The 14,278-nt window shown below is 66.2% G+C and carries 13 protein-coding genes and 1 riboswitch; of the genes, 7 read left to right on the forward strand and 6 right to left on the reverse strand.

The genetic code is table 11. From position 1 onward, the window contains the following. Together AC4AMJ_RS10355 and AC4AMJ_RS10360 are read right to left on the reverse strand one after the other, a co-directional pair. Positions 1-1,023: a C40 family peptidase gene (locus AC4AMJ_RS10355; RefSeq protein WP_489900944.1), complete on the reverse strand. Its 1,023-nt coding sequence runs from the start codon at positions 1,021-1,023 to the stop codon at positions 1-3. 187 nt (positions 1,024-1,210) lie between these two features. Beyond that, positions 1,211-1,891 carry a C40 family peptidase gene (locus tag AC4AMJ_RS10360; protein ID WP_489896162.1) on the reverse strand — a complete coding sequence of 227 codons (681 nt, stop codon included), beginning with the start codon at positions 1,889-1,891 and terminating at the stop codon, positions 1,211-1,213. 14 nt (positions 1,892-1,905) lie between these two features. Continuing rightward, positions 1,906-2,088: riboswitch (cyclic di-AMP (ydaO/yuaA leader) on the reverse strand. A gap of 580 nt (positions 2,089-2,668) precedes the next feature. Between AC4AMJ_RS10360 and AC4AMJ_RS10365 the strand changes: the two genes are divergently transcribed. Both AC4AMJ_RS10365 and AC4AMJ_RS10370 read left to right on the forward strand, forming a co-directional pair. Further along, a complete protein-coding gene (locus AC4AMJ_RS10365) occupies positions 2,669-4,432 on the forward strand; it encodes a DEDD exonuclease domain-containing protein (RefSeq protein WP_489918002.1) in 1,764 nt (587 codons plus the stop codon). Positions 4,433-4,577: 145 nt separating this feature from the next. Further along, positions 4,578-4,856 (forward strand): Lrp/AsnC family transcriptional regulator, encoded by a 279-nt coding sequence (locus AC4AMJ_RS10370; RefSeq protein ID WP_489896164.1) that lies wholly within the window; start codon positions 4,578-4,580, stop codon positions 4,854-4,856. Positions 4,857-4,898: 42 nt separating this feature from the next. Here the strand turns inward: AC4AMJ_RS10370 and trpD are convergent, their stop codons facing one another. After that, entirely contained in the window at positions 4,899-5,975 is a 1,077-nt protein-coding gene (gene trpD, locus AC4AMJ_RS10375; protein WP_489896165.1) for an anthranilate phosphoribosyltransferase, read from the reverse strand. A gap of 25 nt (positions 5,976-6,000) precedes the next feature. Further along, positions 6,001-6,510: a hypothetical protein gene (locus AC4AMJ_RS10380; RefSeq protein ID WP_489918003.1), complete on the reverse strand. Its 510-nt coding sequence runs from the start codon at positions 6,508-6,510 to the stop codon at positions 6,001-6,003. 135 nt (positions 6,511-6,645) lie between these two features. Between AC4AMJ_RS10380 and ctaE the strand changes: the two genes are divergently transcribed. The 5 genes from ctaE to AC4AMJ_RS10405 all read left to right on the forward strand — a co-directional run bounded on the left by ctaE (position 6,646) and on the right by AC4AMJ_RS10405 (position 12,668). Further along, positions 6,646-7,257, forward strand: coding sequence for an aa3-type cytochrome oxidase subunit III (gene ctaE / locus AC4AMJ_RS10385; RefSeq protein ID WP_489896167.1), 612 nt, complete (start codon positions 6,646-6,648; stop codon positions 7,255-7,257). 68 nt (positions 7,258-7,325) lie between these two features. Then, positions 7,326-8,267, forward strand: coding sequence for a cytochrome bc1 complex diheme cytochrome c subunit (gene qcrC, locus AC4AMJ_RS10390; RefSeq protein WP_489896168.1), 942 nt, complete (start codon positions 7,326-7,328; stop codon positions 8,265-8,267). Further along, positions 8,264-9,421 carry a cytochrome bc1 complex Rieske iron-sulfur subunit gene (qcrA, locus tag AC4AMJ_RS10395; RefSeq protein ID WP_489896169.1) on the forward strand — a complete coding sequence of 386 codons (1,158 nt, stop codon included), beginning with the start codon at positions 8,264-8,266 and terminating at the stop codon, positions 9,419-9,421. Before qcrC ends, qcrA begins: the two co-directional genes overlap by 4 nt. After that, positions 9,418-11,037 carry a cytochrome bc1 complex cytochrome b subunit gene (gene qcrB, locus AC4AMJ_RS10400; protein WP_489896170.1) on the forward strand — a complete coding sequence of 540 codons (1,620 nt, stop codon included), beginning with the start codon at positions 9,418-9,420 and terminating at the stop codon, positions 11,035-11,037. The genes qcrA and qcrB overlap by 4 nt, the downstream gene beginning before the upstream one ends. Before the next feature lie 110 nt (positions 11,038-11,147). After that, positions 11,148-12,668, forward strand: a complete 1,521-nt coding sequence (locus tag AC4AMJ_RS10405; protein WP_489918413.1) for a bifunctional phosphatase PAP2/diacylglycerol kinase family protein — start codon at positions 11,148-11,150, stop codon at positions 12,666-12,668. A 65-nt stretch (positions 12,669-12,733) separates the two neighbouring features. Here the strand turns inward: AC4AMJ_RS10405 and AC4AMJ_RS10410 are convergent, their stop codons facing one another. Together AC4AMJ_RS10410 and ctaC are read right to left on the reverse strand one after the other, a co-directional pair. Then, positions 12,734-13,150 carry a cytochrome c oxidase subunit 4 gene (locus AC4AMJ_RS10410; protein ID WP_489896171.1) on the reverse strand — a complete coding sequence of 139 codons (417 nt, stop codon included), beginning with the start codon at positions 13,148-13,150 and terminating at the stop codon, positions 12,734-12,736. Beyond that, positions 13,147-14,220, reverse strand: a complete 1,074-nt coding sequence (gene ctaC / locus AC4AMJ_RS10415) for an aa3-type cytochrome oxidase subunit II (protein ID WP_489900948.1) — start codon at positions 14,218-14,220, stop codon at positions 13,147-13,149. The genes AC4AMJ_RS10410 and ctaC overlap by 4 nt, the downstream gene beginning before the upstream one ends. Positions 14,221-14,278: the final 58 nt, after the last annotated feature.

Genomic DNA, 14,278 nt, shown 5'->3' on the forward strand with positions numbered 1-14,278 from the left:
TCAGTACCGGCGGGCGGTGTTGTACGGTCCGGCATCATCGATCGGGACGACCTTCACCGGCACACCGAACGTGGATGCGTGGATCACATACCCGTCGCCGACGTACATGCCGACGTGATGTGCGGTCGGGTAATAGATGATGAGGTCGCCCGGCTGCAGGTCCTTGCGGTCGACCGGTCGGCCGGCACCCATCTGGGCTTCGCTCGAACGTGGCAGGGTCTTGCCTGCCTGACGGTAGGCCCAGACCATCAGGCCCGAGCAGTCGAAGGAGTTCGGGCCCGTCGCACCCCATACGTAGGGATCACCGATGCGGGTCAGCGCCGCCTGGACGGCGACGAGTTCGGGCGAGGTGCCCTTCGGGATGAAGCGAGGGTCGAAATCGAACTTGGGTCCCCGCAGCGCGGCGAGCTGCTTGCCGGTCATCGACTCGTACACGGCTCGGATCTGGATCGCCTGCAGCTGGAGGTTGGCCTGCTTGGCCTGGAGTTCCCCACGGGTCTTCTCCGCGGCAGCCACCGCGGTTGTGGCATCGGCCGCGGTCTTGTCGGCGGCCGCCTTCGCCGCCAGCGTCGTGCGGCGCGCGTCTTTCAGACCCTGCAGATCGTGCGCCGCCTGGCGGGAGATCAGCTCGAGGCCGGACATCTGGTCGAGCAACGACTGCGGCGAGTCACTCACCAGCACCGCGTAGAGCCGGTTGACCCGCGCACCCTTGTAACTGGCGCGGACCACCGAGTCGACACGGTCCTGATAGCTCTCCAGGCGCTGCTCGGTGGACGTCAGGTTTCGATCCGCCTCAGCGGACGCCTTCTTCGCATCTGCCACGATGGCACGCTGTTTGTCGTACTCGATCTTGGCATTGTGCATCGCCTCGGCCGACTGCTCGGCGGCGTCGCTGAGTTTCTTGTACTGCGTCAGCAACTGGTCCGGTGTGCGAACCGGCGCGGCCGAGGCATCACCCGCCCCGCCCGCCGAGACCAGTTGACACAGCGACAAGATCGAGACCATCACCGCGGCCGCGAGCATCGCCGGCACGGACCGCTTGCGTGCGGGCGACCATCCGGCTACCACGCTTGTCACTTCTCCTCCACCGATAACCCCCCGGCACCAGGCCCGATGACCGTGTCGGATCATCGAGGGCCCTGGTGATCTGGTTGGGCGGACCACGCAGTTCGCGCGGTCCGCCCAACAAAGCTCACATCGTGGCCGATGCTCAGTAGCGTCGGATCCCGGTGACCGACCAGTTGCTCACCTTGTCCTTCTTCACCGGCACACCGTAGGTCGACGCGTGCACGAAGGTCCCGTTACCGACGTAGAGGCCCGCGTGCCCGCCCCCGTTGAAGATCAGCACGTCGCCGGGCTTGGCCTGCGCGATCGATGCCACCGGACGTCCGCCGCCCAGCTGTCCGTAGCTGTCGCGCGGAATGGTCTTACCGGCCTGCTTGTACGAGTAGTAGACGAGGCCCGAGCAGTCGAAAGCGTTCGGGCCGGCGGAACCGTATGAATACGGTGAGCCGATCTTGCTCTCGGCGACCCGGACGGCCTTCTGCGCCGCGGTGGGCTGGGCGCCGAGCAGGCCGCCACCACCCTTGGGCCGGAACTGCTGCGGGATCTGATCACCGTTGAGGCCGGGCACGGTGAAGGTGCCGAGATTCGGGATCTCGACGCTGGCGCCGGGCGACTTGGCCGCCGGCGTGGCCTTGGGTTGCTGGGGGACCTGCTTGGTATCGACCCCAGGAAGCTCGAAACTGCCGAGGTTCGGCATTTGCACGGGCGCTGCGAGCGCCGGGCCGGCGACAGCTGCCAGCGAGCCGACGGTGATCGACCCTGCGACGACCGCGCGCTTGGCTACCTTGCTGCCGCGGTTGGGCTGCTCCAAACGATGTTTGGCCACGAAGCGACTTCTCCTTGCTCTCCCTTCGACCGCCTACCGAGTTAGCTGTCGGGTTCGGGCCGGAAGAATGGCCCTACACGGCAGACTCGACGACGCGTGACACGTCGCCGGGCATGCGCGATTCACCCCAATTCGGATCGCTCCGAAAACTGATGGTTCCCCGGTTCGCCCAGAGGGCGATTGAGCGGTGACCTGTCCAGACCACTCCTGTTGGAGCGGGACGCTCTGAAAGGTCTCGGAAAGGTTACGAAATCGGATGCGGGTCTGTCCACCGACCCTCGGGGCCCCGAAATCCGAGTCCGACTCACCCAGCCCGCAATATCCGGAGACGACGCTCAGAAACGCCACTCTGAACTGCAGTTTTTCCTTTTCTTGCAGATACTGCAGAGTCTCTGGTGACCATTGCAGCGGAGACGAAAACATCGATCGCGGCGTCGATCGCAGCGTCGGCGGAGGCCGCCGTTTCCGTGACCTTTCCTCCACCTTCACCGGTGGGGTTTTCGCAGTTGGGAGGGTCGAACAGCACCTGCATCATGCACCCGTCGCAGGCGACCGGACGGACCGGGCAGGTCTGGCAGTCTACGTACATGTGTGATCTCCATCTCATTTGAGTCGGTGGGCATGTCGACGGCCGTCAAACCGGACGATCGGCGCCATGCGTCACATGTGAAGGAGAGTAGGAACCCGCACCGACAGATCCGGCCGGGCGACACCGACAACGGGTGAAATCACACCCTCCCCGCCTGTCACATCCGAATCTGTCGTTACGTCGAACTAATGTTCGCAACCGTGGTGCACTCATCGGCCGGGACCGGCGGACAACTCACCTTCGCGGACCTCGACGACGGCGACGACTTCTCGGATCGCTCGCTGTTCGACACCACGTTGGTCGTGGTCGACCTCGAGACGACCGGTGGCAGCGCCACCGCAGACCGCATCACCGAGATCGGGGCCGTGAAGATCCGCGGCGGTGAGGTGCTCGGTGAGTTCGCCACTCTCGTCGACCCCGGCTGCCCCATCCCGCCCAAGATCGTCACCCTCACCGGCATCACCGAGGCCATGGTCAGTGACGCACCGGCGATCGGCGAGGTCCTCATGTCCTTCGTGGAGTTCGCCCGCGGTTCGATCCTGGTGGCCCACAACGCGCGGTTCGACATGGGCTTTCTGCGGCAGAACGCGGCGCGACTCGGAATCGACTGGCCCTTCGACATCAGCCTCTGCACGGTCACCATGGCCCGCCGGATCCTGAGCCGCGACGAGGCGCCGACGGTCCGGCTGTCCGCACTCGCGGACCTGTTCGACGTCACGGTCCGCCCCACGCACCGAGCCCTCGACGACGCACGGGCCACCGTCGAGGTCTTTCATCGCCTGCTCGAGCGCGTCGGCAACCAGGGCGTGTCGACCTATGGCGAGCTCACCGCGTACCTTCCGCGCCAGACGACGCGCCTGCGCGCCAAACGCGCTCTGGCGCAGGATCTTCCGTCACTCCCAGGCGTCTACATGTTCCGCGGGCCGTCCGATGAGGTGCTCTACGTGGGCACCACGGTCAACCTGCGGCGTCGGGTGATGTCGTACTTCACCGGAAACGACCCCCGCCGACGCATCGGCGAGATGGTGAACCTGGCGACGCGTGTCGACCACGTGGAGTGCGCCCACGCCCTCGAAGCCGGCGTCCGCGAACTGCGGCTTCTGGCCGCCCATGCTCCTGCCTACAACCGCCGCTCGACCCAACCGCACCGCGGCTGGTGGGTCGTGCTGACCGCCGAGCGCTTTCCGCGCCTCAAGGTCTCCCGGACACCCACCGAGGACTGCATCGGGCCGATCGGAAATCGCACATCTGCCACCACCATCGCTGAACTGATCTCCCAGGCCACGGGATTGCGCAGCTGCACAACACGATTGGGATCCGCATCACACCATTGGTGCCGTTCCGAGGCGGCCGGCGGCCCACGCATCGGTGGATGTGACGCCGCGTCCGACCGTCCACTGACACTGCCCGACTACCTGCCGCGCGTGTCCACCACACGCGATCTGCTGTCCGGCGACTCGGATGCCGCCCTCATCACACTGACCGAGCGACTCGCGCGACTGTCCGAGGCTCAGATGTTCGAGAGTGCCGCGCGCCACCGGGACCGCGTGTCGGAGACGATCGACGCCCTCGCGCGGTGTCAGCGCCTCGGCGCGCTGTGTTCGATCGCCGAGCTGGTGGTGGCGCACCCCGACGATGATCGGGGATGGGAACTGGCGGTGATCCGATACGGCCGCCTGGCCAGTGCGGGTGTCGCCCGCCGGGGCATCCCGCCCATGCCCGTGGTGGACACGCTGATTTCCGCTGCCCAGACGGTCGTACCCGACGCCGGCCCGCTGCGGGGGGCGCCACCCGAGGAGGCCGGCCTTCTGTACCGCTGGGTCACCGCGCCCCGTACCCGGATCGTCACCACCACCGAACCGTTCGCGCTACCCGGCGCCTGCGCCGAGCGATGGTCGGCGTGGTCGCAGACGGCGCGTGCCGCCCGAGAGGCGCCCCGGCGCGCCGGGTGACCTCCTGCGAGAGTGATCCGACCCGGACCTCACCGAGCCCACCCTCCCGCCGACCGCACCGACCCCCGCGGCCACCGCCCGCGGTCGCACGCGCCCGGCACGCACCGCGCACAGACGTCCGGCGGCGCGCATTACTGTGTCAACCATGATCACCGCCATCGTCCTGATCCACGCCGACGTCCACCAGATCCCGGAGACCGCGCAGGCCGTGGCCGACATCCCCGGCGTCTCCGAGGTGTACTCCTGTGCCGGCGATGTGGATCTGATCGCGAAGATCAAGGTGCGCGATCATGAGCAGATCGCCGACGTGGTCACCGACAAGATCAACCGATTGCCCGGCGTGAACCGCAGCGCCACGCACATCGCATTTCGCAGCTACTCCAGTTCCGATGTCGAGGGCGGCTTCTCCATCGGCGAGCAATGATCGCGCGCCCGCCGATCGTCGGCCGGCCGAGCCGCGCGATGATCAGCGGGCCGCTGCGGACAACTCCGAACTGAGCGTCGCCCAGCGGTCGAGCACGCGTGTCGCCTCGCCGCTGTCGATCGCGGCGGCCGCGCGCTCCATCGCCGCGCCCATGGCATCGGTCAGCTCGGCTCCCGACATCGAAGCCTGCTGTTCGAACGCGACAATGGCTCCTGCGGCGTTGAGCAGGACCGCATCGCGCACCGGTCCGCGTGTGCCTGCGAAGAGGTCGCGAGCGATCGCCGCGTTCACCGTCGCGTCCCCGCCCTGGAGCGCGGCCAGCTGCACTCGACCGACGCCCAGATCTGCGGGATCGAGCGTGAGCCGGTGCACGTCGCCGTCGACCACCTGCCACACCGTCGAGGTGGTGGTCGTGGTCAGCTCGTCGAGCCCGTCATCGCCGCGGACAACCAGCACCGAACTCCCCCGCTCGGCGAACGACTGCGCCAGCACCGGTGCGAGATCGACGAATGCGCATCCGATGAGACCCGCACGGGGTCGTGCCGGATTGGTCAGCGGACCCAGCACATTGAAGACGGTGGGGATGCCGATCTGACTGCGGGGCGGACCGGTGAACCGGAAGGCCGGATGGAACACCGGCGCGAAACAGAAGCCGATCCCCACCTCGTCGACACATCGCGCCACATCCGCGGCGCCCAGGCCGATCGACACCCCGAGCGCCTCGAGGACGTCGGCACCGCCGCTCTTCGACGACGCCGCACGATTGCCGTGCTTGACCACCGGGATCCCGGCGGCGGCGATGACCACGGAGGTCATCGTGGAGATGTTCACGGTGTGCGAACGATCGCCGCCCGTACCCACGACGTCCACCGCCGGCCGGGAGATCTCGACGAGCGTGGCGTGCTCGAGCATCGCCGACGCCAGCCCGCGCAACTCCGCCGACGCCGCTCCCTTCATCTTTACGCCGACGCCGAACGCGGCGATCTGCGCACCGGTCGCGGCGTCGCTCATGATCTCGTTCATCGCCCAGGAGGCCTCCTCGACGGTCAGGTCGATCCCGTCGGTGACGCGCCCGAGAATCTGCGGCCAGGTGTACGCGGAAGGGTCCGTGCTGCTCACAGTGCAAACAGTAGTGGGGACGGCGTCAGCCACGCGCCACCGGTCGTTGCAGGACCTGCCATCTGGTCACGGTGCCACCGTGGCGCGCACCGAGGCCGGCCATCCGAGACCGTTCCTGCGACAGGTGCAGCGCGTCGAGAAGTTGTCGTCGGGCCAGCACGAGCACAACCGTGTCCGGGTCGTCCGAAACGTCGCCGGCGTCGGCGGCGTCGAGCCTCTCGTACCCGTCGAGTCCGGCGATCCGCGCGGCCTCGTCCACACGATCCGCGGCGAGCCGCAGCACATGACGGAGCACCACTTCGTCGTCGGGCCGCCAGGTGGCCGCGTCGAGCACCGTCGAGGACGCCACCGCGTCGTCATCTGACTCCGCGACGACGACGAGATCTGCGGCATCGACACCCGCCAGACAGGCGTCTGCTCGGCCGGTCCTCAGTTTCGCGCGCAATCGTTCCCACCGGCCCGGGATCACCGGGCGCCCGTTCAGATCACGCCGGGGCGAGGCGACCCTCGGCGGCGCATCTCGATCGCCGTCCACAGACCCAGCAAACCATGCCGTGGGACACGCCGACGACCGCATTCACGAGGCCACTACCTGGGCCGGGAGAAAACCTTCGAGCAATTTGGAGACCCAAGTGGTCAGGGCTTACTACGAACCGTCATACTTCATTTTGTGACTAGCGCTGTAGGTACCTCAGGAACAGCCATCACCGCGCGCGTGCACTCGCTGAACCGGCCCAACATGGTCAGCGTCGGCACCATTGTGTGGCTGTCCAGTGAGCTCATGTTTTTCGCTGGACTTTTCGCGATGTACTTCGTCGCGCGTGCCAATGCGACCATCGGTTGGCCACCCGAGCCGACCGAGCTGAACCTCGCTCTGGCGATCCCCGTGACCACGGTGCTGATCCTGTCCTCGGTGACCTGCCAGATGGGTGTGTTCGCCGCGGAGCGCGGCGACGTCTTCGGTCTGCGCCGCTGGTACGTGCTGACCTTCCTGATGGGGTCGTTCTTCGTCGCCGGTCAGGCCTACGAGTACTACCACCTGGTCCACGAGGGCACGACGCTCTCGTCGAGCGCATACGGTTCGGTGTTCTACATGGCCACCGGTTTCCACGGCATGCACGTGATCGGCGGACTCGTCGCGTTCATCTTCCTGCTGATCCGCACCAAACTCTCGAAGTTCACACCTGCACAGGCCACGGCCGCCATCGTGGTGTCGTACTACTGGCACTTCGTCGACATCGTCTGGATCGGCCTCTTCGTAACGATCTACTTCATCAGGTAGTGGCCTCGACGGCCGCCTGAGAGCAGCACAACCACACAACAGTCCGTCCGCTTAGTAGAGAGTCACAGATGAGTTCATCTCCACCGCGACCGTCGGATAGCGACGACGTGGACGCCGACAGCACACCCGGCGCGGGTGTGGCCGAGTCGACCAAGGCCTCCTCATCGGCACGCAAGGCCAAGTCTCGGCGCAAGCTCCGTCGCCGCGCCAGCGGCGCACTGCTGCTGTTCGTCGGACTCCTCACCGCCGGGGTGCTGGCGTCGGTCCTGACCCCCAAGCCCCAGGTCGCCGTCGCCGACGAGTCCAATGCCGCGCTGATCGCCGACGGCAAGAAGCTCTACGAGACCTCGTGCATCACCTGCCACGGCGCGAACCTGCAGGGTGTGGCCGACCGTGGACCGTCCCTGCTCGGTGTCGGTGACGCCGCGGTCTACTTCCAGGTCTCCACCGGCCGCATGCCCGCCGCCCGCGGCGAGGCGCAGGCCCTGCGCAAGCCCCCCAAGTTCACCAAGGCACAGATCGATCAGCTCGGCGCCTATGTGCAGTCCGAAGGTGGCGGCCCGCAGGTCATCTACGAACGCAATGCGGATGGCTCGGTGAAGATGGAGGACGGTCTCCCCGTTCTGGCCCAGGAGTCGCTACGGGGGAAGAACCTCGGTCGCGGCAGTGAGCTGTTCCGGCTCAACTGCGCCTCGTGCCACAACTTCACGGGTCGCGGCGGCGCCCTCTCGTCGGGCAAGTTCGCCCCGGCGCTCGACGGCGTCGAGGAGCAGCAGATCTACACGGCGATGCTCACCGGGCCGCAGAACATGCCGAAGTTCTCCAACCGTCAGCTCTCGCTCGACGAGAAGAAGGACATCATCGGCTTCATCAAATACGTCACCGAATCCAAGCCGCAGGGCGGACTGGGCCTGGGGGGCTTCGGTCCCGTCAGCGAGGGCATGGTGATGTGGGTTGTCGGAGTTGTGGCGATCGTCGCCGCCGCAATGTGGATGGGATCACGGACATGAGTGCAACCGGCGGTAACGACCCGTCGAAGGACGAACTCGACCAGATGAGTCACGAGGAGCTGGTCAAGCTCGGCACCAACCTCGACGGGGTGGAGATCATCCACCGGGCCGAGCGGTTCCCCGAGCCCGGCAGCGGGGTCGAGAAACGCGCGGAACGTCAGGTCGCGGCCTGGTTCACCATTGCCGGGATCTCGGCGGTGGCGTGCTTCATCATCTTCATCTGGAATCACTGGGAGTTCGCCCTCCCGGATTCGCTGGACTACTGGCGCTACACCCTCAACACCCCCCTGCTGGGTGTGACGTTCGGACTGTCGGTGCTGTCCATCGGTATCGGCATGGTGATCTTCACCAAGAAGTTCATCCCCGCGGAGATCTCGGTGCAGGACCGCCATGATGGCGGTTCCTCCGAGGTCGACAAGAAGACCATCGCCGCCGAGCTCGACAACTCGCTGACGACGTCGACGCTGCCGCGCCGCAAGATGATCATCGGTTCGGCCGCCTTCGGCCTCGGTGCGTTCGCCTTCACCGGCCTGGTCGCCGGCCTCGGCGGCATCATCAAGAACCCGTGGGCCAAGGGCGACGACGCCCCTCTGTGGCACACCGGCTGGTCACCGATCTACAACCCGGCCAGCGATCCGAACGAGACCATCTTCCTGCGGCGCGACACGGGTAACCCGTACCAGGTCGCCCTGGTCCGCCCTGAGGACCTCGACGCCGGCGCCATGGAGACCGTCTTCCCGTGGCGCGTCTCCGACGGTTACGGCGAGACCGAGGAGTCGCGGCACAAGCTCCTCGAGGGTCTGCGCTATGTGAGCAACCCGGTGATGCTGATCCGTCTGCGTCCCGAGGACGCGGCTCGCGCCATCAAGCGCAAGGGCCAGGAGAGCTTCAACTACGGCGACTATTTCGCCTACACGAAGGTCTGCAGCCACCTCGGATGCCCGACGTCTCTGTTCGAACAGCAGACCAATCGCATCCTCTGCCCGTGTCACCAGTCGCAGTTCGATGCGCTCGAGTACGCGAAGCCGGTGTTCGGCCCGGCCGCGCGGGCACTGGCGCAGCTGCCCATCACGGTGAACAATCAGGGATACATGGTTGCCGCAGGCGACTACATCGAACCCGTCGGACCGGCATTTTGGGAGCGTAGATCATGACCATCGCCGACCGTCTCGCGACGCAGGCCGAAGAGGTCGACTCGCGTTACCACATGGCTCCGGGAATCCGGCGGCAGATCAACAAGGTGTTCCCCACCCACTGGTCGTTCCTGCTGGGTGAGATCGCGCTCTACAGCTTCATCATCCTGCTGATCTCCGGCGTGTACCTGACCCTGTTCTTCGATCCGTCGATGAGTGAGGTCGTCTACGACGGCGCCTACCAGCCGCTCAACGGCGTGATGATGACGCGGGCCTACGAGACCACGCTGAACATCTCGTTCGAGGTGCGCGGCGGTCTGTTCGTGCGACAGGTCCACCACTGGGCGGCCCTGCTGTTCGCGGCGTCGATCATCGTCCACATGGCGCGCATCTTCTTCACCGGTGCGTTCCGCCGTCCGCGCGAGGCCAACTGGATCATCGGCTGCCTGCTGCTCATCCTGGCGATGTTCGAGGGCTTCTTCGGCTACTCGCTCCCCGACGACCTACTGTCGGGCACCGGCGTCCGCGCCGCGATGAGCGGCATCGTCCTCGGCATCCCGCTGATCGGTACCTGGATTCACTGGGCACTGTTCGGCGGTCAGTTCCCCGGCGACATCATCATCCCACGCCTGTACGTGATGCACGTGCTGCTGTTCCCGGGCATCATCCTGGCGTTGATCGGTGCTCACCTGGCACTGGTCTGGTATCAGAAGCACACCCAGTTCCCCGGCCCCGGTCGCACCGAGAAGAACGTCGTCGGTGTCCGCATCCTGCCGGTGTTCGCGGTCAAGTCGGGCGCATTCTTCGCCATCACCACCGGTGTCCTGGCGATCATGGCCGGCGTCTTCCAGATCAACCCGGTCTGGGTGCTCGGACCGTACAACCCGGCACACGTCTCGGCCGGCTCCCAGCCGGACATCTACATGATGTGGACCGACGGTCTGGCCCGACTCATGCCGGCCTGGGAGCTCTACCTGGGCAACTACACGATCCCGGCCATCTTCTGGGTTGTCGTGATCATCACGTTGATGTTCGCCGGCATGTTCTCCTACCCGTGGATCGAGAAACGTCTGACCGGCGACGACGCGCATCACAACCTGCTGCAGCGTCCGCGTGACGTCCCCGTGCGGACCGCGATCGGCGCCATGGCACTGTCGTTCTACATCATCCTGACGCTGTCCTGTATGAACGACATCATCGCCTTGAAGTTCCACATCTCGCTGAACGCGACGACGTGGATGGGCCGGATCGGACTGATCATCGTGCCGCCGCTGGCCTACTTCATCGCCTATCGGTGGGCGTTGGCCCTGCAGCGTAGCGACCGCCAGGTCCTCGCCCACGGTATCGAGACCGGTCTCATCAGGCGCCTGCCGCAGGGTGAGTACATCGAGGTGCACCAGCCACTCGGCCCGGTCGACGACCACGGTCACCCGATCCCGCTGCCCTACGAAGGCGCGGCCTTGCCGAAACGTATGAACAAACTCGGCTCCGCCGGCGCACCGGGTACCGGTTCGATCCTCCTCGAGGATCCGCCGGAGCAGCAGGTGCGCAACATCGAGCGAGAACACGAGGCCGAGAGGGCCGAGCAGAAGGCTCTGCGGGAGTTGCAGGCCAAAGACGGGAATGCCCTGGACTGACCGGGACTTTCCGCGAGATACATCCATCGACCGCCGTGCCGGAGCACGGCGGTCGATGGCGTTCATGGCCCCGCGACCGGCATCCGGCGGGCCACTAGGATCGAGACGTGATGAGACCTCGCCGACGATCCCGCACCGCATCCGAATCCATCTGGGACTCCGCCGGTTTACGCCAGATCACCCGGGGTCTCGGCACTCTCGACGGAGAGATCTTCGAGACGATCGCGCGATCGGAATCCCCGGCTCTGGACGCGCTCATGCCGCGCCTGACCCGGGCGGCCGACCACTCCAAGCTGTGGTTCGCGATCGCCGCCGGAATGGCGCTCACCGGGCGACCGGCGGCACAACGTGGTGCCGCGCGCGGCGTCGCGACGCTCGCAGTCACCAGCCTGGTCACCAATCAGGCGGCCAAACGGATCCGTAACCGGCCACGGCCGACCTCGTCGTTGGTGCCCGTCGAACGCCGCGGCCGCCGCTCGCCGACATCCAACTCACTGCCGTCGGGCCATTCGGCGAGTGCCGCCGCGTTCGCCATGGGTGTCGGTCTCGAGCATGCCCCGACCGGTCTGGTGCTCGGAGGCCTCGCCGGTCTGGTCGGTCTGTCCCGGGTCGCCACCGGTGCGCATTACCCCGGTGATGTGCTGGCGGGCTTCGGGATCGGCGCGACGATCGCGGTGATCGGAGGGCGCCTGGTCCCTCCCATCACCAAGCACAGCATTGCGGTCCCCTCCCCCACCCGCGTCCCGGCAACGCCGCGGCCTCGCGGCGAGGGAGTGGTCGCCGTCGTGAATCCCGCATCGGGTTCCGGCAACGGCCGCCGGGTGCTCGATGAGTTCACCAAGTCGCTCCCCGACGCCGAGATCGTGGAGGTCGGGCCGGACGACGACATCGAGGAACTGCTGCGCCAGGCGGCGCAGCGCGCTGACGTGCTCACCGTCGGCGGCGGCGACGGAACGGTCGCCACCGCGGCGCAGATCGCCCTGGACGCCGACGTCCCGCTCGCCGTGCTGCCCGGCGGGACGTACAACCACTTCGCACAGGATCTACGCATCACGTCCGTGGCCGACACCGTGTCCGCCATCGTGGACGGCCGGGTGTTCGCCATCGACGTCGCTCGACTCAACGAGGACACCCTGGTGCTGAACACCGCCAGCATCGGCGCCTACCCGCATTTCGTCCGGACGCGTACGAAGTTGGAGCACAAGCTGAGCCGGCCCTTCGCGACAGCCTTCGCGCTGACGTCGACCCTGCGACATACCCGACCCGTGCGCATCCGGGTGAACGGCGAGGTCATCGAGACCTCGTTGTTCCTGCTCGGCAACTCGCTCTACCGTCCGTCGGGTTTCGCCCCGTCACGGCGCATCCGGCTCGATGACGGTCTGCTGGACGTCCGCATCCTCGAGGTCGGACATCGATTCGCCCTGCTACGCATGCTCGGCGCGTTGATCACCGGACGTCTCGAACGCTCGCCGCTGTATCACGAGCTGCACGTTCCGGAGTTCTCGTTCTCCGCGGTGGACGAGCCCGTCGATGTCGCACACGACGGAGAGATCGGCGAATCCTACGAGAAGGCGACGTTCCGGGTCGGGTACCGCGCGTTGCCGGTCTATGCGCCGACTCCCCCGAAGTGACCAGAGCGGCCGCACCCGAATCGGGTGCGGCCGCTGGTGGTCGCGCTGCGGTCCGGTGCTCCGGCCTAGTGCTTCTCCGGTCCCACGTGATACTCGAACACGAGGCCCGCAGCGGTGCCGATGATCACGACAGCAGCGAAGATGGCGAACCAGAAGTTACCGGTGGCGAAGCCGATGCCGAACATCGCCGCGCCGCCGGCGACCAGGATCGGCCACCAGGAATGCGGGCTGAAGAAGCCCAGCTCTCCGGCGCCGTCCTCGATCTCGGCATCCTCGTAGTCCTCGGGACGGATCTCCACGCGGCGTGCGACGAATCGGAAGTACGTGCCGGCGATCAGGGTCAGACCGGCGCTGAAGAACATGCCGGTCACGCCCACCCACTCGACACCCTTGCTCGAGAACGCCGTACAGATGGTGTACGCGATACCGGCGAGGAAGAAGAATCCGGTCAGCAGTTCGAAGATCCTGGCTTCGATTTTCATCCGTTTGCTCCCACCGTGCAGCCCTGCAGGTTCGTGTCCGAGGCGTTGCCCAGATCCTTGGGGGTGTTACCCGACGTGGCGCGGCGCGTGTCGAACGGAACGGTCGTCACCGAGTGCGGTACCTCGCAGATCGCCTCGAGTGCCTGCGCGTTGGTGGCCAACGGGTTCTCGTCGCGGTAGCGGATGTACGCGTCGAACTTCTGCGGACTGACCGCCCGGACCTCGAAGTTCATCATCGAGTGGAAGGTTCCGCACATCTCCGCGCATCGTCCGACGAAGGCTCCTTGGCGGTCGATGCTCGAGATCTGGAAGACGTTGTCGGTGTGGTTCTGCTTCGGGAACGGCATGACGTCACGCTTGAAGAGGAACTCGGGCACCCAGAACGAGTGGATGACGTCGGCGGACGCGATGTCGAACTCGATGCGCTTGCCGGTCGGCAGCACCAGGATCGGGATCTCCGTCGAGGATCCGACGGTCTCGATCTTGTTGAACTTCAGGTAATCGCGGACATCGTCATCGCGACCGTTGGCCGGGCCCGGCTCCGGCACCTCTTCGCCGTCCTCGTTGGCCATGTTGCGGGCCTGGAGTTCGAAGGGGCTTCCGGACCGCTCGAAGCCGTTGTAGTTCGCACCGTCGGTGAAGACGACGTCGCGGTAACCGAACTTCCAGTTCCACTGGAAGGCGGTGACATCGACGGTGACCTTGGGATCCGAGGTCTTGCTCTCGACGTCGTTCTGCACCACGACCGTGAAGTAGAACAGCACCGCGATGATCACGAACGGGATCGCCGTGTAGCTGAGTTCGAGCGGCACGTTGTATGCCGTCTGCCGCGGGAACTCGTCCTTCCCGGCCTTGTGCCGATGGAAGGTGATGGACCAGAAGATCAAGGCCCACACCAGGATGCCCATCAACAGGGCGGCGATGACCGACCAGGTCCACAGGTCGCCCATCTTCTTGGCCTCCGGGGTCACACCCGCGGGCCATCCGAATCGCATCGCTGTGCGGGCATCACAGCCCGACAGGAGCAGCGCACCGATACCGAGTGCGACGAGTGCACCGACCTGCTTGATCGTCCGCGATGCGGAACGGGCTGCTCTCGCCCGCGGCCGTCCACCGTGTGCCAATTTC

It is taken from the genome of Gordonia sp. LMA484, assembly GCF_058129505.1.